Origin of the sequence: Acidovorax sp. SUPP2539 (assembly GCF_030158975.1) — a bacterium.
Classification (GTDB): domain Bacteria; phylum Pseudomonadota; class Gammaproteobacteria; order Burkholderiales; family Burkholderiaceae_C; genus Paracidovorax.
Genome location: NZ_BQXJ01000002.1, coordinates 391,228 through 406,948, shown reverse-complemented (window position 1 = coordinate 406,948; position 15,721 = coordinate 391,228). Strand labels below are relative to the sequence as shown.

The 15,721-nt window shown below is 71.1% G+C and carries 15 protein-coding genes; 8 read left to right on the top strand and 7 right to left on the bottom strand.

What is annotated here, in order from left to right; genetic code table 11:
- Nucleotides 1–100: 100 nt before the first annotated feature.
- Nucleotides 101–922, bottom strand: a complete 822-nt coding sequence (locus AVTE2539_RS09445) for a type 1 glutamine amidotransferase domain-containing protein (protein ID WP_284410018.1) — start codon at nucleotides 920–922, stop codon at nucleotides 101–103.
- 378 nt (nucleotides 923–1,300) lie between these two features.
- Between AVTE2539_RS09445 and paoA the strand changes: the two genes are divergently transcribed.
- The 4 genes from paoA to AVTE2539_RS09425 are packed head-to-tail and all read left to right on the top strand — an operon-like array spanning nucleotide 1,301 to nucleotide 6,161.
- Nucleotides 1,301–1,981: an aldehyde dehydrogenase iron-sulfur subunit PaoA gene (gene paoA, locus AVTE2539_RS09440; protein ID WP_284410016.1), complete on the top strand. Its 681-nt coding sequence runs from the start codon at nucleotides 1,301–1,303 to the stop codon at nucleotides 1,979–1,981.
- Nucleotides 1,978–2,934, top strand: coding sequence for an FAD binding domain-containing protein (locus AVTE2539_RS09435; protein WP_284410014.1), 957 nt, complete (start codon nucleotides 1,978–1,980; stop codon nucleotides 2,932–2,934). The genes paoA and AVTE2539_RS09435 overlap by 4 nt, the downstream gene beginning before the upstream one ends.
- A complete protein-coding gene (paoC, locus tag AVTE2539_RS09430; protein WP_284410012.1) occupies nucleotides 2,931–5,129 on the top strand; it encodes an aldehyde oxidoreductase molybdenum-binding subunit PaoC in 2,199 nt (732 codons plus the stop codon). The genes AVTE2539_RS09435 and paoC overlap by 4 nt, the downstream gene beginning before the upstream one ends.
- 18 nt (nucleotides 5,130–5,147) lie before the next feature.
- Entirely contained in the window at nucleotides 5,148–6,161 is a 1,014-nt protein-coding gene (locus AVTE2539_RS09425; protein ID WP_284410010.1) for an XdhC family protein, read from the top strand.
- 46 nt (nucleotides 6,162–6,207) lie between these two features.
- On the opposite strand, the gene AVTE2539_RS09420 is transcribed toward AVTE2539_RS09425, so the two are convergent.
- Nucleotides 6,208–6,591 carry a DUF4148 domain-containing protein gene (locus AVTE2539_RS09420; protein WP_284410008.1) on the bottom strand — a complete coding sequence of 128 codons (384 nt, stop codon included), beginning with the start codon at nucleotides 6,589–6,591 and terminating at the stop codon, nucleotides 6,208–6,210.
- Nucleotides 6,592–6,654: 63 nt separating this feature from the next.
- Between AVTE2539_RS09420 and AVTE2539_RS09415 the strand changes: the two genes are divergently transcribed.
- Nucleotides 6,655–7,092 carry a winged helix-turn-helix transcriptional regulator gene (locus AVTE2539_RS09415; RefSeq protein ID WP_272566480.1) on the top strand — a complete coding sequence of 146 codons (438 nt, stop codon included), beginning with the start codon at nucleotides 6,655–6,657 and terminating at the stop codon, nucleotides 7,090–7,092.
- Nucleotides 7,093–7,115: 23 nt separating this feature from the next.
- On the opposite strand, the gene chrA is transcribed toward AVTE2539_RS09415, so the two are convergent.
- On the bottom strand, nucleotides 7,116–8,474 hold the full coding sequence (gene chrA / locus AVTE2539_RS09410; protein ID WP_284410007.1) for a chromate efflux transporter: 1,359 nt from the start codon (nucleotides 8,472–8,474) through the stop codon (nucleotides 7,116–7,118).
- Between the two features lie 126 nt (nucleotides 8,475–8,600).
- A complete protein-coding gene (locus tag AVTE2539_RS09405) occupies nucleotides 8,601–9,305 on the bottom strand; it encodes an SDR family oxidoreductase (RefSeq protein WP_284410005.1) in 705 nt (234 codons plus the stop codon).
- Nucleotides 9,306–9,420: 115 nt separating this feature from the next.
- Between AVTE2539_RS09405 and AVTE2539_RS09400 the strand changes: the two genes are divergently transcribed.
- Nucleotides 9,421–10,320: a LysR substrate-binding domain-containing protein gene (locus tag AVTE2539_RS09400; RefSeq protein ID WP_284410003.1), complete on the top strand. Its 900-nt coding sequence runs from the start codon at nucleotides 9,421–9,423 to the stop codon at nucleotides 10,318–10,320.
- Here AVTE2539_RS09400 and AVTE2539_RS09395 read toward each other — a convergent pair.
- On the bottom strand, nucleotides 10,317–11,228 hold the full coding sequence (locus AVTE2539_RS09395) for a DMT family transporter (protein ID WP_272566473.1): 912 nt from the start codon (nucleotides 11,226–11,228) through the stop codon (nucleotides 10,317–10,319). The genes AVTE2539_RS09400 and AVTE2539_RS09395 overlap by 4 nt on opposite strands.
- A 181-nt stretch (nucleotides 11,229–11,409) precedes the next feature.
- On the opposite strand from AVTE2539_RS09395, the gene AVTE2539_RS09390 reads away from it, so the two are divergent.
- On the top strand, nucleotides 11,410–12,300 hold the full coding sequence (locus AVTE2539_RS09390) for a LysR substrate-binding domain-containing protein (RefSeq protein WP_284410000.1): 891 nt from the start codon (nucleotides 11,410–11,412) through the stop codon (nucleotides 12,298–12,300).
- 21 nt (nucleotides 12,301–12,321) lie between these two features.
- On the opposite strand, the gene AVTE2539_RS09385 is transcribed toward AVTE2539_RS09390, so the two are convergent.
- Nucleotides 12,322–12,867, bottom strand: coding sequence for a GNAT family N-acetyltransferase (locus AVTE2539_RS09385; protein ID WP_284409999.1), 546 nt, complete (start codon nucleotides 12,865–12,867; stop codon nucleotides 12,322–12,324).
- Between the two features lie 220 nt (nucleotides 12,868–13,087).
- On the opposite strand from AVTE2539_RS09385, the gene AVTE2539_RS09380 reads away from it, so the two are divergent.
- On the top strand, nucleotides 13,088–14,863 hold the full coding sequence (locus AVTE2539_RS09380; RefSeq protein ID WP_284409996.1) for a diguanylate cyclase: 1,776 nt from the start codon (nucleotides 13,088–13,090) through the stop codon (nucleotides 14,861–14,863).
- Between the two features lie 105 nt (nucleotides 14,864–14,968).
- On the opposite strand, the gene AVTE2539_RS09375 is transcribed toward AVTE2539_RS09380, so the two are convergent.
- Entirely contained in the window at nucleotides 14,969–15,673 is a 705-nt protein-coding gene (locus AVTE2539_RS09375) for a riboflavin synthase subunit alpha (RefSeq protein WP_284409993.1), read from the bottom strand.
- Nucleotides 15,674–15,721: the final 48 nt, after the last annotated feature.

The following is a 15,721-nucleotide window of genomic DNA, read 5'->3' as shown; positions in this document are numbered from 1 at the left end:
TGGCATGGGCCGGGCGCGCATGGACGCATGCGGCATGCGCCCCGGTGATCGGCATGGATTGTCGCGCTCCCATGCCGAAAACGCGTCGCCCCGTGGCCTGCTACGGCCGGGCCCGGGCTGCCAGCGCAGCGGCCACCGCCTCGCCGAACGGCCGGGCCGAAGCGGGGTTCTGGCCGGTGATCAATCGCCCGTCGACCACCACATGGCTCTGGAAGATGCCGGCTTCCTCGAACACGGCCCGTCCCGCCTTCAGGGCCGACTCCAGCGCGAAGGGGACCAGTCGGTCGTATTGGCGCGAGGCCTCTTCCTCGTTGGTGAACGCCGTCAGCCGGCGGCCGGCGATCAACGGCGTTCCGTCGGACAGCTTGAGGTCCAGCAAGCCCGCCGGGCCGTGGCACACCGCGCCCACGATGCCCCCGCGCTCGTAGACCGAGCGAACGATCGCCTGTAGGCCGGCGTTCCCCGCGAAGTCCCACATCGGGCCGTGGCCGCCCACGAGCACCACGGCGGCGTAGCGGGAGGGATCGACCCGGGACAGGGGAAGGCTGTTGGCCAGCCGGTTCCTCAGTTCCGGCTGAATCCAGAACCAGCGGTTGCCCTCGTCCTGGAGGTCGAAGCCGTCGAACGGCGGCATCCCGCCCTGGGGGCTGGCGATGTCGTAGGCGAGGCCGGCCTGCGCAAACGCCTGGGCCGGGTGCGTCAGTTCCGGAAACCAGAAGCCCGCCACCAGGTCCTGGCCTTTTCGGTCATGGCTCGACACCACGATCAGGATGCTCGGGTTCGCCCCCGAGGCGGAGGGCGTGGTGGCGGGGGGCGCCGCCCTCGCGCGCGCAGCACCGCCGCCCGCGGCGGCTGCGGCTGCGGCGAGGGCCAGGCCCATCGCCTGGACGGCCCCGCGCCGGTTGAAGTTGAATGGGTTCATGGGGTTTCCTTTCCGATGGGCTGGTGGATCCGCCGTTCGGCGGTGTGATCGGTGTGCCGGGTGACCGGCCTCAGGCACCGATTGGATGCCGAAAGACAGCGCGAACCGATGCCGGTTGGAGAACGCATGCCATCCGTTTTGGGGATGGCAAGGCCCTGTTTTTGGGCGTGGCGCAGCGCAGAATGAAGAGGACCGCTCCCTTGGCGTGGCTTCGCGTGGCTGACAGGCAGACGCGGCATTGGCCTCCAAACCTTTTCCCCGCCCTCTGCGCAAGATGGATCGGGCGAGGCTTGCAAAGACATGCCCGCGCTCGCACTCCCGCACCCTGGCGAGTGGTCAGAGGGCTCCCCTGCCCTGCCCCCAAAAAAGGATCCCACGATGCAAAACTTCACCGACCCAGCGCTGACCCGGCGAGACCTGTTCGTCGTGGGGGCCGCCTCGGCTTCGGCGGTGGCCGCCACCGGGGCCGCCGCCCGAACCACGGCGCAGGCCGCTTCACCGTCGCCAAAGCCCGGCGCGCTGACGCCCCAGGGCGAGACCACCCTGCCGGTGCGCATGACCATCAACGGCCAGCAGCAGACCCTGTCGCTGGACACCCGCACGACGCTGCTCGACGCCCTGCGCGAGCACTTGCACCTCACCGGCACCAAGAAGGGCTGCGACCACGGGCAGTGCGGTGCCTGCACGGTCATCGTCGATGGCCGCCGCATCAATGCCTGCCTGACCCTGGCGGTGATGCACGAGGGCGCGCAGGTCACCACCATCGAAGGCCTGGGCCAGCCGCAGAAGCTGCACCCGCTGCAGGCCGCGTTCGTCAAGCACGACGGCTACCAGTGCGGCTACTGCACGCCGGGCCAGATCTGCTCGGCCGTGGGGGTGCTGCAGGAAATCAAGGCCGGCATTCCCAGCCATGTGAGCGGCGACCTCACGGCGCAGCCCCTGCTCTCGGCCGACGAGATCCGCGAACGCATGAGCGGCAACCTGTGCCGCTGCGGGGCCTATTCCAACATCCTGGATGCGATCACCGAAGTGGCCACCACGAACGGGGGTGCTGCATGAAGCCATTCACCTACGAACGCGCGACCTCGGTGCAGGCCGCCGCAGCAGCCGCCGCAGGCAACCCGCAGGCCCGGTTCATCGCCGGCGGCACGAACCTGCTGGACCTGATGAAGCTGCAGATCGAGGCGCCCACGCACCTCATCGACATCAACGGCCTGGGCCTGGACCGCATCGAGCCCGTGCCGGAGGGCGGCCTGCGGATCGGTGCGCTGGTGCGCAACACCGACCTGGCGGCGCATGCCGGCGTGCGGCGCGACTACGGCCTGCTGTCGCGCGCCCTGCTGGCCGGTGCGTCGGGCCAGTTGCGCAACAAGGCGACCACCGCCGGCAACCTGCTGCAGCGCACGCGCTGCCCCTACTTCTACGACACCAACATGCCGTGCAACAAGCGCCAGCCGGGCGCGGGCTGCGCGGCCATCGGCGGCGTCACGCGCCAGCATGCGGTGGTGGGCGCGAGCGAGGCCTGCATCGCCACCCACCCGAGCGACATGGCCGTCGCCATGCGGGCGCTGGATGCGGTGGTCGAGACGGTGCGGGCGGACGGCCAGCCACGCCGCATTCCCATTGCCGACTTCCACCGGCTGCCGGGCAACACCCCGCACATCGAGACCGCGCTCGACGCTGGCGAATTCATCACCGCCGTGACGCTGCCCGCGCCCACGGGCGGCACCCACATCTACCGCAAGGTGCGCGACCGCTCCTCGTACGCCTTCGCGCTCATTTCCGTGGCGGCCGTGCTGCAAAAGGACGGCACGGGCCGCGTCGCCCTGGGCGGCGTGGCGCACAAGCCCTGGCGCATGGCGTCGGCGGACGCGGCCCTGCCGCAAGGCGCGCGGGCCGCCACGGCGCAGTTGCTGGGCGCGGCGCGCCCCACCCACGAAAACGCATTCAAGGTGGCCCTGGTCGAGCGCACGCTCGCCGGCGTGCTGGCCGAGGCGAAAGGCCAATCATGAAATTCGACACCCCGGCTTCGCACAATGCCATCGACCAGCTCAAGGTGGTCGGCCAGCCGCTGGACCGCATCGACGGCCCGCTCAAGACCAGCGGACAGGCGCGCTATGCCTACGAGCAGCACGACGTCGTGGCGCGCCAGGCGTACGGCTACATCGTGGGATCGTCCATCGCCAAGGGGCGGATCGCCTCAATGGACCTGACCGCCGCGCGCGCCGCGCCGGGCGTGCTGGCCATCGTCAATGCCCAGAACGCGGGCAAGCTCGGCAAGGGCAAGATGAACGTCGCCCGCCTGCTGGGCGGCAGCGGCATCGAGCACTACCACCAAGCCGTCGCGCTGGTCGTGGCCGAGACCTTCGAGCAGGCCCGCGCCGCGGCGCATCTGCTGAAGATCGATTACGTCAGCACGCCCGGCGCGTTCGACCTGGCGGCCGAGCGCGGTTCCGCCACCGTGCCCAAGTCCTCCAAGCCCGAGAGCGCGTTCGGCAACTTCGCCGGCCGCTATCCCGAGGCCCCGGTGCGGCTGGATGTCACCTACACCACGCCCGACCACACCCACGCGATGATGGAGCCCTTCGCCTCGCTGGCCGCGTGGGAGGGCGACCACCTCACGGTGTGGCTGTCCAACCAGATGATCGCCTGGACCGCGGGCGACCTGGCCAAGACGCTGGGCCTGGCGCCGGACAAGGTGCGGCTGGTGTCGCCCTACATCGGCGGCGGCTTCGGCGGCAAGCTCTTCCTGCGGGCCGACACCGTGCTGGCCGCGCTGGGCGCGCGCGCGGCAGGCCGGCCGGTCAAGGTGGCGATGCAGCGCCCGCTCATGGCCAACAACGGCACGCACCGGCCCGCGACCATCCAGCGCATCCGCATCGGCGCGGGCCAGGACGGGCGCATCACCGCCATCGGCCATGAAAGCTGGTCCGGCAACCTGCCCGGCGGCGATCCCGAGGACGCCATCGCGCAGACGCGGCTGCTGTATGCCGGCGCCCACCGCTATACGGCGCTGCGCATCTCGCAGCTGGACCTGCCCGAGGGCAATGCCATGCGCGCGCCCGGCGAGGCGCCCGGGCTGATGGCGCTGGAGATCGCCATGGACGAAATGGCCGAGCGGCTGGGCATCGACCCCATCGAATTCCGCGTCCTCAACGACACCCAGACCGACCCCGAGAAGCCGGGCCGCAAGTTCTCGCAGCGCCAGCTGGTCGAGTGCCTGCGCCTGGGCGCGGAGCGCTTCGGCTGGAGCCAGCGCAGCGCGGCACCGGGCCAGCGGCGCGAGGGCCGGTGGCTGGTGGGCATGGGCGTGGCCGCGGGTTTTCGCAACAACCTGCTGATGAAGTCGGCCGCGCGCGTGCGCCTGGACCGCACGGGTCGCGTGACCGTGGAGAGCGACATGACCGACATCGGCACCGGCAGCTACACCATCATGGGCCAGACGGCCGCCGAGGTGATGGGCGTCGCGCTCCAGCAGGTGGACGTGCGCCTGGGCGATTCCGCCTTTCCGGCCTCGGCCGGCTCGGGCGGCCAGTGGGGCGCCAACAATGCGACGGCCGGCGTGTACGCGGCCTGCATGAAGCTGCGCGAGACGATCGCGCGCAAGCTCGGCGTGGCGCCGGCCGATGCCGTGTTCGCCGATGGCATGGTGCGCGCGGCGGGGCGTTCGGTGCCCTTGGGCGAGGCGGCGGGCGAGGCCGGCCTGGTGGCCGAGGACGCCATCGAATACGGCGACCTCGACAAGCAGTACCAGCAGTCCACCTTCGCCGGGCATTTCGTCGAGGTGGGCGTGGCGGTGGACACGGGCGAAGTGCGGGTGCGCCGCATGCTGGCCGTGTGCGCGGCGGGCCGCATCCTCAACCCCAAGACCGCCCGCAGCCAGGTCATCGGCGCGATGACCATGGGCGTGGGCTCGGCGCTCATGGAAGAACTGGCCGTGGACAAGCGCCGGGGCTTCTTCGTCAACCACGACCTGGCCGGCTACGAGGTGCCGGTGCATGCCGACATCCCGCACCAGGAGGTCATCTTCCTGCCGGAGACCGACCCCATCTCCTCGCCCATGAAGGCCAAGGGCGTGGGCGAGCTGGGCCTGTGCGGCGTCGGCGCCGCCGTGGCCAACGCGGTCTACAACGCCACGGGTGCGCGGGTGCGCGACTACCCCATCACCCTGGACAAGCTGCTGCCGCACCTGCCGGCCCAGGCCTGACGCTGGAGGTAACGCGCCGTGGACAACCTCGATTTCCGGGTGCTGCACACCCTGCTCGACTGGCGCCGCGCGGGGGTGCACGGCTGGCTCGTCACCGTGGTGCGGACGTGGGGCTCGTCGCCCCGGCCCATGGGCTCCATCCTCGCGCTGTCGGACCGCGGCGCGGTCGTGGGCTCCGTCAGTGGCGGCTGCATCGAAGACGATCTGATCGCCCGGTGCTGCACGCCCGGCCGGGACGATGCCCTGCCCCGGGACCCGGCGAAGCCGGTGCTCCTGAAGTACGGCGTGTCCGCCGACGAGGCCCACCGGTTCGGACTGCCCTGCGGCGGCACGCTGGAGCTGCTGGTAGAGCGCGATCCGGCGCTCGACTCGCTGCAGGCCCTGGTCGAGTCGCTGGCCGACGGCTGCTTGGTGCGCCGCAGCGTGCGGCTCTCCGATGGGGCGGTCACCCTGTCCGAGGCCCGCGGCGCGCAGGCCTTCCATGCGGATGCGCAGACGGTGGCCAGCACCTTCGGCCCGCAGTACCGCATGCTGCTGATCGGCGCGGGGCAACTGGCCGAATACCTGGCCACCATGGCCGGCTTCAACGGCTTCGCGGTGACGGTGTGCGACCCGCGGGTGGAATACCGCGGTGCGTGGTCGGTGCCCAGCGCCGCGTTGGCCGACGGCATGCCCGACGACGTGGTGCTGGCCTTCCGGCCCGACCGGCGCAGCGCCGTGATCGCGCTGACGCACGACCCCAAGCTGGACGACCTCGCCCTGCTGGAGGCGCTGAAGACGGATGCGTTCTATATCGGCGCCATCGGCAGCCGGCGCAACAACGCAGCGCGGCGCCAGCGGCTGGCCGAGCACTTCGACCTGGACGCACCGGCGCTGGCGCGGTTGAAGGGGCCCATCGGCCTGTTCATCGGCAGCAAGACGCCGGCGGAGATCGCCGTGAGCGTCATGGCCGAGGTGCTGAGTGTCCGCAACGGGGTGGCGATCCCGCCGCAGATGCAGGTGGCGCCGGCCAAGGCCTTGCTCGCAGGGTGAGGCGGAGGCCGCCCGAGGGCGCCGCCGTGTCCCACCGTGCGCGGGCTCACTGGCCGTCCGCTGCCTGCTGTTTGCGGACTTCCGCCGGGAATGCCTCGCTCTGGCGAAGGCGCAGGTACTCCTGCTGGGCCGCGTCGTAGGCCTGCGTTTCCAGGCCGTACGAACGCGACAACCCTTCGTACCGGTCGGCGCCCGCGCGACGCCACAGGGCGAGGTCGGCGATCACCTCGGCGCGGGACAGCGTGGGCTGTTGCTGCTGCGTCGCGTTGCGCTCCTGTGCATGGGTGGGCATCGCCAAGGCGCTCGCCAGCGCCAGTGCCGCGGCCACCGTGGCCCGAAGGCGTACCGGGGCGGCGGGCGAAGCAGGCAATGGGGTCTTGATCGACGGCGAGGAATTCAGGGTGAAATAGGGCATTGGGATGGTTTCCATGGGTGGACTGGCAGAGGTCCGCATGTTAGTATCGATTTAATAGTTAGTCAATACCGAAACGATATGAACGCTGAAAAATCGGGCGACAGCCCCTGCCCCATCGCGCGCAGCCTGCAGGTTCTGGGCGATGCCTGGACCATGCTGATCCTTCGGGATGCGCATGCCGGCCTCACGCGCTTCGATCAGTTCAAAAAGAGCCTCGGGATCGCGCCCACCATGCTGACCAAGCGGCTGGCCGCCATGACCGAGGAAAAGCTGCTCGAAAAGCGCCAGTACTCCGAACGCCCGCCGCGCGAGGAATACGTCCTGACCCAGGCGGGGCGCGACTACCTGCCGGTGCTTTTCATGATCGGCGCGTGGGGGCGAAAGCACCGGGGCACCGGCCCGCTGGTGCGCTTTCAGGACGCCGAGCGGGGAACCGACATCCAGCCCATCGCGATCGATGCGGTGACGGGCGCGGAGATCGGAACGCGCGCCATCAAGCTGGTGAATCCGGAGTGACGGTGGCTGCGCGCTGCAGCGGCTCACACCCCTGACAGCCGGCACGCGACGCCGAGCAGTCCGCAGAGCGCCAGCACTGGAATCACACCCCATCGGAGCCGGAACAGGGCCACCGCGGCCAGCACGCCGATGGCGGCCGAGGCGGCGTCGAAGCGGCCTCCCAGGCCCTGCGGCCACAGCACGTGATAGGCGAAGAACACCGCCAGGTTGGCGATCACGCCGACCACGGCGGCGGTGATGCCGGTCAGCGGCGCGGTGAACTTCAGGTTGCCGTGGGTGGACTCGATGAACGGACCGCCCAGCAGGATGAAGACGAACGAGGGCAGGAAGGTGAAGAACGCCACTGCGGTGGCGGCCACGGCGCCTGCCAGGAACAGCGATCCGGGCCCGAAGAGGGCATGGGTCCATCCCCCGACGAAGGCCACGAACGACACCACCATGATGAGCGGGCCGGGCGTGGTCTCGCCCAGCGCCAGGCCGTCGATCATCTGCGTGGCGCTCAGCCAGTGGTGGTGGTCGACGGCGCCCTGGTAGACGTAGGGGAGCACGGCGTAGGCGCCACCGAAGGTCATCAGCGCGGCCTTGGTGAAAAACCACCCCATCTGGGTCAGTACCCCATGCCATCCGAACAGCGCCCAGAGCCCTCCCAGCGCCAGCAGCCACAACCCCGCGCCCACCAGCAGCACCTTGGCGAAATGCGCCCACGAAAACAAGGCGTGGGGCGGCGCGGGCGTGTCGTCGTCGATCAGTGCCCGCCCGGCCGATGCCGCTGCCGCGCCTTGGGCGCCGCCGGCGGAAAACGCCTGTGGCGACACCCGGCCGCCCACATGGCCGACCAACGCCGCGAGCAGCACGATCGCGGGAAACGGCACCTGCAGCGCGAAGATGGCTACAAACGCGGCCACCGCGATGCCCCACAGCCAGCGGTTCTTCAGCGTTCTGCCTCCGATCCGCCAGGCGGCCTGCACCACCAACGCCGTGACGGCCGGCTTGATGCCGTAGAACACCCCGGCGATTACCGGCATGTCCCCATGCGCCATGTAGAGCCAGGACAGCCCGATGAGGAGGCACAGCGACGGCAGCACGAACAGCGTGCCGGCGAGGATGCCGCCCCCGGTCCGGTGCAGCAGCCAGCCGAGGTAGGTGGCCAGCTGCTGGGCCTCGGGCCCGGGTAGCAGCATGCAGTAGTTCAGGGCGTGGAGAAAGCGCTTTTCCGAGATCCACCGGCGGCGCTCCACCAGTTCGGCATGCATGAGGGCGATTTGCCCGGCCGGGCCGCCGAAGCTGATGAAGCCGAGCTTCAGCCAGAAAAGCAAGGCCTCGGAAAGCGGCAGCGAGTGGGGGCGTGCCGATGCGGCGTCGTCGGGCAAGGCGGTGTCCATGATCGATTCCATGAGAGCTGCCAGCACTTGGACGGGACACCGTCTACCCGGGGCGGGACGGGAGGCTGTGTTCCCGGTGCGCGGATCATAGGGCCGCCGCCGTGGCCGTGGAAGGGCCCGGACGGATCACGGCGCGCGCATGAGCCCGCCGTCCACCCGCAGGCTCTGCCCCGTGATGTAGGCCGCCCCGTCGGAGGCCAGGAAGGCGACCGTGGCGGCCACTTCCTCCACGGTGCCGTAGCGCTGCAGCGGCACGGCGGTGCGCCGCTCTTCCCACACGGGCAGGCTGTCGATCCAGCCGGGCAGCACGTTGTTCATCCGCACGTTGTCGGCTGAGAAGCTGTCGACGAAGATGCGCGTGAACGAGGCCAGGCCGGCGCGCATGACGGACGACGCCGGGAACAGCGCGCTGGGCTCCAGTGCCCAGGCCGAGGAGATGTTGACGATCGCCCCGCCGCCCTGCCTTTGCATGAGGGGCGCCACCAGGCGGGTGGGCCGGACCACGTTCAACAGGTAGGTGTTCATGCCTTCGAGCCACTGTTCGTCGGACAGGTCCAGCAATGGCGCCCGAGGCCCGTGGCCGGCGCTGTTGACCAGTACGTCGATGCGGCCCCAGCGCCGATGGGCCTGGTCCACCAGCCGCCCGATGTCCTCCACCGACTGGTTGGAGCCGGTGACCCCCACGCCCCCCAGCGCCTCGGCGAGCGCCTGCCCTTTGCCGGAGGAGGAAAGGATGCCGATGCGAAAGCCATCGGCGGCCAGCCGGCGTGCGGCCGCCGCCCCCATGCCACTGCCGCCGGCGGTGATGAGCGCCACTTTTTCTACTGCCATTTTTCGGTCCTTGCGTGCCGCCAGTGGCACCTGGAGATTGTTCGACAGCCCAGGCATTTCGGGGGCATGGAGCCCGGCAGATCGCCTGCCTCGAATCAGTAGAAAATCTGCACCCATGACAGAACCCCTCGGGCGCATGCCCTCGCTCAATGCCCTGCGTGCCTTCGAGGCCACGAGCCGCCACCTCAACTTCCGGCTGGCCGGGCTGGAACTGGGGGTGACGCAAGGCGCCGTGGCGCAGCAGGTGCGGGCCCTGGAGGCGGAACTGGGCCTGAAGCTCTTCGAGCGCCTGCCCCGCGCGCTGGCGCTCACGTCCAACGGCCAGCGCTACATCGTCGGCGTTCGGCGGGCCTTCGAACTGCTGGCCCAGGCCACGGAGAGCCTGGTCCCCCAGCCCCTGCGACTGACCGTGAGCGTGACGCCCACCTTCGCCACCAAATGGCTCATCCCGCGGCTCGACGGCTACACGCGCCGGCACCCAGGCGTCGATCTGCGCATCCTGGCCACGGAGCGGCTGGCGCACTTCCACAACGAAGCGGTGGACCTGGCCGTGCGCTATGGCAGGCCCCCGTTCGGTCCCGGGTTGTCCGCCGATCTGCTGTTCGAGGAATGCCTGGTCGCCGTTTGCAGCCCGCGGTGGCGGGAGCCGGGCGTGCAGGCCGAGCAGGTGCTGCTGCACGATGCCCAGTCGCCATGGGAGACCTACTTCGAACAGTGCGCGCCGCAGGCCAGGCCGCCTGCGACGCGCGCCCTGCATTTCAACCAGACCACGCTCGCCATCGATGCCGCCGCCATGGGGCAGGGCCTGGCGCTGGCCCAGCAGGAATTCGTGGCGCCGGATCTGGCGGCCGGGCGGCTGGTGCTGGCTTTTCCCGAGGCCCTGCGCACCGGCGCGGGCTACTACCTCGTGCACCCCCGCAAGCAACGGCACCCCGAATCGGTCGCACAGGTGCGGCGCTGGCTGCTGGACGGCGCGGGCGGACCGCCGGCCGCCCCACCCTCGCTGCCGGGCTAACGTCCAGGTTTCGCCACTGGCGTCGGCCGCAGCACCAGCCACAGCGCCGCGGCGATCAGCCCGCCGCCGGCCGCGTGCGCGGCGGTGGCGGCCTCGCCCAGCACCAGCCAGCCCCAGGCCACGCCGAACAGCGGCACCAGGAAGGTCACCGACAGCGCCTTGAGCGGCCCCACGTCGGCGATGAGCCGGAAATACAGCACATAGGCCAGGGCCGTGCACAGCAGCCCCATGGCGAGCATGGCGGCCCACACCACGGGCGGCGCGGCCATCCAGGTGGCGGGCAGGCCGGGCTGGCGCCACACCTCCCAGGCCGCGAACGGCGCCAGCACCAGCACGGCGCCCCACTGGCTGCCCACCGCCACCAGGCGGCTGTCGAGCCCGCCGCGCGCGGTGATCCAGCGGCGCGTGAGAAAGCCCGCCGCGCCGTAGCAGGCCGTGGCCACCAGGCAGGCGCCCATGCCTGCCAGCACCTGCGGTGACAGGGCCACGGGGCCCGTCTGCGCCAGCACGGCCACCCCGGCCATGCCCAGCAGCACGCCGGCCGTGCGCGCGGCGGTGATCCGCTCGCCGAAGGCCGCGGCGCCGATCAGCACGCCCATGAGCGGCGTGGTGGCGTTCAGGATGGCGCTGTAGCCCGCCGGCAGCGTGCGGGCCGCGAGCGCGAACATCAGGAACGGCACCCCCGAATTGACCACGCCCAGCACCAGCGCCGCGCCCAGCTTGCCGTGAAAGGCCGGCCGCAGCCGCGCGAACGCCAGCAACGCCATCAGCCCGGCCGCCGCCAGCGCCACGCGCCCGAAGGCCGTGGGCACCGCGCCCAGCACCGGCACGGCGATGCGCATGAACAGAAAACTGCCGCCCCACAGGGCGGCCAGGGCGAACAGGCGGATCAGGCTGGCGAGGGTCATGGGCGGCGCCGGCGGGGCGCGGACCCCGCCGAATCGGCAAAACGAAACGACGAAACCGAAGGCTTTCGCCGAGCCCTGGCGGGCCCGGGACGCCCCCGGCGCTGGAGGCCCATTCTTCGAAATCCGGTGGGTTCGCGCAAACCATTTATGCTGCGCGACTGTTTATTTTGACTGAACGGTCATGCGCCTGCCTCCCCTCATCGCCGTGCGATTTTTCGAAGCCACTGCGCGCCATCTGAGCGTGCGCCGCGCCGCCGCCGAGCTGCACGTCACGCCGGGCGCGGTGTCGCAGCAGGTGCGCAAGCTGGAGGAGTTCCTGGGCTGCACGCTGTTCGAGCGCCTGCCGCGCGGCCTGGCGCTCACGCGGGCGGGTGCCGAATACCAGTCGGCCTGCAGCGATGCGCTCGCGGTCATCGGCCACGCCACCTCGCGGGTGGCCGCCGGCGCGCGGCGCGTGGTGCTGGTCAGCTGCACGCCCGGCTTCGCCGTGCAGTGGCTGGTGCCGCGCCTGCAGGACTTCCAGCAGCACGCAGCCGGCCTGGACGTGCACGTGAGCACCACTAACCGCACGGTCGATCTGGCCGGCGAGGGCGTGCATTTCGCGGTGCGCCACGGCATGGGGAAGTACCCGGGCCTGCGGGCGGAAGCGCTGCTGGCCGACGATCTCGTGCCCGTGTGCAGCCCCCGCCTCATCGCGCCGCGGCGCATCGCGCGCGCCCGCGACATCGACGGCCCCCGCCTGCTGCACGACGAACACCGGGGCGACTGGCGGCTGTGGTGCGAAGCCCACCGTATGCCCCGGGTAAACACCGAACAAGGCGTGGTGTTCGCCGATTCCAACGGCGCCATCGAAGCCGCCGTGGCCGGCCGGGGCTTCGCGCTGGTGCGCCGCGCGCTCATCGGCCGCGAGCTGGCCACGCGCGCCTTGATCGGCGTGCAGGCGGGTGCGCTGGCCACGCCGCTGGCGTACCACCTGGTCTATGCGGCGCCCGCGCTCATCGATCCGGAGCTGCGGCGTTTCCGCGACTGGATCGTCGCGCAGGCCGGGCAGGAGCGCGGCGGCGGCGCTTGAGCCCTGCTGCGGGCGGGGCGCTCAATCCCCCGGCAGGTCCCGCACCATGTACACCGCGCCCTCGCCGTAGGTGGCCAGCCGTGCGCGCTGCGCAGCGTCCTGCAGCGGTGCGGGGGCATAGCCGTGCCGTGCCCAGTAGCCCTGCGAGCCCTGCACCGAGACCAGCGCGCTGTGGCGCAGCCCTTCGCTGCGTGCCGCAGCCCAGGCCTCGGCCAGCAGCACCTGCGCCAGGCCCTGTCCCGCCAGCGCGGGCGCCACGGCCATGTCGTGCAGGTACAGCGTGTCGGGGGCCTGGGCGGCCTCGAAATCGCCGTGCAGCGGCGTGACCTTGCCCCGCAGCGAGCGGTAGGCCGCCAGATAGGCGCCCAGGTGGCCGTCCCGCTCCAGGGCCAGCGAGCACTGCGCCGGGCTCGCCAGGCGGCGCAGGAAGACCGCATGGCTTTCCTCGAATCCCTCGCCATAGCAGGCGCGCTGCACCTGCAGCAGGCCGGGCAGATCGGCCGCGGCCAGCGGGCGCGCCCGGGGCGGTGCGGATGGCAGGGGGTGGGATCGGGCGTGGGCGGGCATGGGCGTGGGCGGTGCGAAGGGGCGGTACGGGCAGCGAAGGCCTTCCATCCTACGGCCGGTGCCCGCCGGCCCGTGCAGGCGCATTTCTTGCACCCTTTCGTTGCCAATTCCCCGAAAACCGTCGCCATTTGGCCCATCCGTTCGCGGCCGGAGCGCCCCGATCGGATGCAGGTGAGAGAATTTCCACACCGCTGCCCTGCCGTATTGATGCCAGACCACCATGTCTTTAAGCCGATTCCTTCGCCTTTTCGGGGCCCTCGTGGTGTTGGCTACGATGCTGCTGGTCGGCCGCATCGCCACGACGGAGTACCAGTCGGTGCGCGCGTCGGCGGCCAGCGTGGAGGCCATCGACCAGCTGCGCGCGGGGCTGCTCGCCGCCGAGATGGTGTCGCGCGAGCGCGGTCCCACCAACGGGGCGCTGGGCGGCCCGTCGCCCCTGCCGCCGGAACTGCAGCAGCCGCTGGCGCAGGCCCGCGCCCGCACCGACCGCGCCTTCGACGCGCTGCATGGCGTGCTGGCAGCGCGCAATGGCGATTCCACGCTGGCCGACAGCGCGCGGCGCGTGCTCGCCGCCAAGATGGCGCTGGCCACGGCCCGTGCGGCGGTCGACCAGGTGGTGGCACAGCCGCGCGAGGCGCGGGGGCCGGAGTCGATTCGTTCGGCCGTCTACGGCATGGTGGCGATCGTGCCGCTGCTGGCCCCGGTCACGAGCAGCCTGGCCAATGCCGCGCGGCAGCACTATCCGGCCCTGGCCGATGACGTGCAGGTCGCGCGCCTCACGGCCGAACTGCGGGAGTTCGCGGGGCTGCTGGGTTCGCATTTCACGGCGGCGCTGGCGCGCCAGCAGCCGTTCACGGCCGAGGAGCGCCGGGCCATCGAGCAAACGCGCGGGCGCATCGCGCAGCTGCGCTTCCTGATCGAGCTGCGGCTTTCGGTCCCCGAGCAGCCGCGCCCCATCGCCCAGGCGTGGCAGACGGTGCAGCAGCGCTACTTCCGGGACACCGGGCCGCTCATCGACCGCATGATCGCCGCCGGCGAGGGCAACGGCCGCTACGGGCTGGACGCCGCGGGCTTCGCGGCGCTCTACGTACCCGACATGAACACCATCTTCGATGTGCGCGACACGCTGCTCAACCAGCTGCGCGAGCGCGCCAGCGCCGAATACACCCGGGCCGTGCGCATGCTCGGCCTGGTGGCTGCGGGCTCGGTGGTGCTGCTGGCGCTGCTGCTGGTGGCGCTGTCGATGGTGGACCGCCGCGTCCTGCGCCCGCTGGTGCAGACCGCGCGGGCGCTGAAGGCGTTGGCCAACAACGACCTGGATGCGCCCCTGCCCCAGCCCGCCGCCAACGACGAAATGGCCGCGGTGATCCGCGCCGCGCGCGAACTGCAGCTGCAGACCCGCCAGCGCGAGGCCCTGGAGCGCGAGCGCAACAGTCTGATCGCGCAGCTGCGCGAGCAGTCCAACACCGACTTCCTCACCGGCCTGCCCAACCGGCGCGCCTTCTTCGACGCGGCGGAAAGCGTGCTCGCGCAGGCCCGGCGCCACGGCTTCGGCGTGGTCATCGTCATCCTGGACGTGGACCGCTTCAAGATGCTCAACGACCAGTGGGGCCATGCGGTGGGTGACCAGGCGCTCGTGTCGGTGGCGCGCGCGCTGCGGGCCGAACTGCGGCTGGGCGATCTGGTGGGCCGCTTCGGCGGCGAGGAGTTCGTGGTGCTGCTGAGCCACTGTGACCCCGCGCACGGCGTGCGGCTGGCCGAGCGCCTGCGCGAGGTGGTGGCGAACCTGCAGCTGCTGCTGCCGGCATCGCCCGAGCCGCTGCGCGTGACGGCGAGCTTCGGCGTGGCCGATTCCGGCCGCCACGGCCTGGTGCTGGACCAATTGCTGTCCGAGGCCGACGCGGCGATGTACCGCGCCAAGGAAACGGGCCGCAACCGCGTGGTGCTGGCCGAGCCCCGGGCGGACACGGGCGCCGGGGAGCTGGTCATTCTTTGACGTGTTCAGGTGTTTGCTATTGAATTAATAGCGATACGCCCTAGTGGAATATGTGCTGAAGCCCGTTTTGATGCCGGGCTGCCACACCCGGAGCCCGGTGGCCCTTCAGCGCGGCAGCACGGGCGGCTGCACGAAGTCTTCGAGCGACAGGCCCTTGTCGCGCAGCAGCGCCTCCAGCACCGGCTGCAGGGCCCCCAGGCTTTCCTGCACCGCCTCGCGCACGGTGTCCACCACCACCTGCGTGCTGCGCTCGATCTCGATGTTGAGGCGGTCGCCCGCCTGCTTGTGCTCGAACACCGTGGCGCGGCGCGTCTCGGGGATCAGCCACACCTCGAACCAGCCCTCGGCGCGGTTCACCTCGGAGACCGTCAGGCTCGCTCCGTGGATGGCGATGTAGCCCTTGGCGAAGATGTACTTGCGGAAGGCGGGCGGAATGTCCACGCGCCACACGCGGTTGTTGTCCGACTCGCGCACCGACTGCAGCGTGGTGGCGAAGTCGATGTGGCCCGACAGCGGGTGCCCGCCGATCTCGGCGCCGTCCCTGGCCGCGCGCTCCACGTTCACGCGGTCGCCCACGGCGTAGCTGCCCAGGGTGGTCACGTTCAGGCTCTGCAGCACCACGTCGAACGCCGCCGCGTTGGGCGGCAGCAGCTCGGTCACCGTGAGGCACACGCCGTCCACCGCCACGCTCGCGCCCACGGCGAGGTCCTGGCAGAAGCCGGGCGGAAAATCGATGATGAAGGTCCGCAGGCCTTCGCGGTCATGGATGGCGGCGAGGGCCGCCGTGGCTTGGACGATGCCAGTGAACATGCGTGTGGATTCCCGGTGCGTGGAAAAAGGCCGCCGGGGGCAGCGCCG

Excerpts from the sequence above, each read along its gene's own strand:
- AVTE2539_RS09445 (WP_284410018.1), bottom strand. The coding sequence starts at position 922 with ATGAACCCATTCAACTTCAACCGGCGCGGGGCCGTCCAGGCGATGGGC.
- paoA (WP_284410016.1), top strand. The coding sequence starts at position 1,301 with ATGCAAAACTTCACCGACCCAGCGCTGACCCGGCGAGACCTGTTCGTC.
- AVTE2539_RS09435 (WP_284410014.1), top strand. The coding sequence starts at position 1,978 with ATGAAGCCATTCACCTACGAACGCGCGACCTCGGTGCAGGCCGCCGCA.
- paoC (WP_284410012.1), top strand. The coding sequence starts at position 2,931 with ATGAAATTCGACACCCCGGCTTCGCACAATGCCATCGACCAGCTCAAG.
- AVTE2539_RS09420 (WP_284410008.1), bottom strand. The coding sequence starts at position 6,591 with ATGGAAACCATCCCAATGCCCTATTTCACCCTGAATTCCTCGCCGTCG.
- AVTE2539_RS09415 (WP_272566480.1), top strand. The coding sequence starts at position 6,655 with ATGAACGCTGAAAAATCGGGCGACAGCCCCTGCCCCATCGCGCGCAGC.
- chrA (WP_284410007.1), bottom strand. The coding sequence starts at position 8,474 with ATGGACACCGCCTTGCCCGACGACGCCGCATCGGCACGCCCCCACTCG.
- AVTE2539_RS09405 (WP_284410005.1), bottom strand. The coding sequence starts at position 9,305 with ATGGCAGTAGAAAAAGTGGCGCTCATCACCGCCGGCGGCAGTGGCATG.
- AVTE2539_RS09400 (WP_284410003.1), top strand. The coding sequence starts at position 9,421 with ATGACAGAACCCCTCGGGCGCATGCCCTCGCTCAATGCCCTGCGTGCC.
- AVTE2539_RS09395 (WP_272566473.1), bottom strand. The coding sequence starts at position 11,228 with ATGACCCTCGCCAGCCTGATCCGCCTGTTCGCCCTGGCCGCCCTGTGG.
- AVTE2539_RS09390 (WP_284410000.1), top strand. The coding sequence starts at position 11,410 with ATGCGCCTGCCTCCCCTCATCGCCGTGCGATTTTTCGAAGCCACTGCG.
- AVTE2539_RS09385 (WP_284409999.1), bottom strand. The coding sequence starts at position 12,867 with ATGCCCGCCCACGCCCGATCCCACCCCCTGCCATCCGCACCGCCCCGG.
- AVTE2539_RS09380 (WP_284409996.1), top strand. The coding sequence starts at position 13,088 with ATGTCTTTAAGCCGATTCCTTCGCCTTTTCGGGGCCCTCGTGGTGTTG.
- AVTE2539_RS09375 (WP_284409993.1), bottom strand. The coding sequence starts at position 15,673 with ATGTTCACTGGCATCGTCCAAGCCACGGCGGCCCTCGCCGCCATCCAT.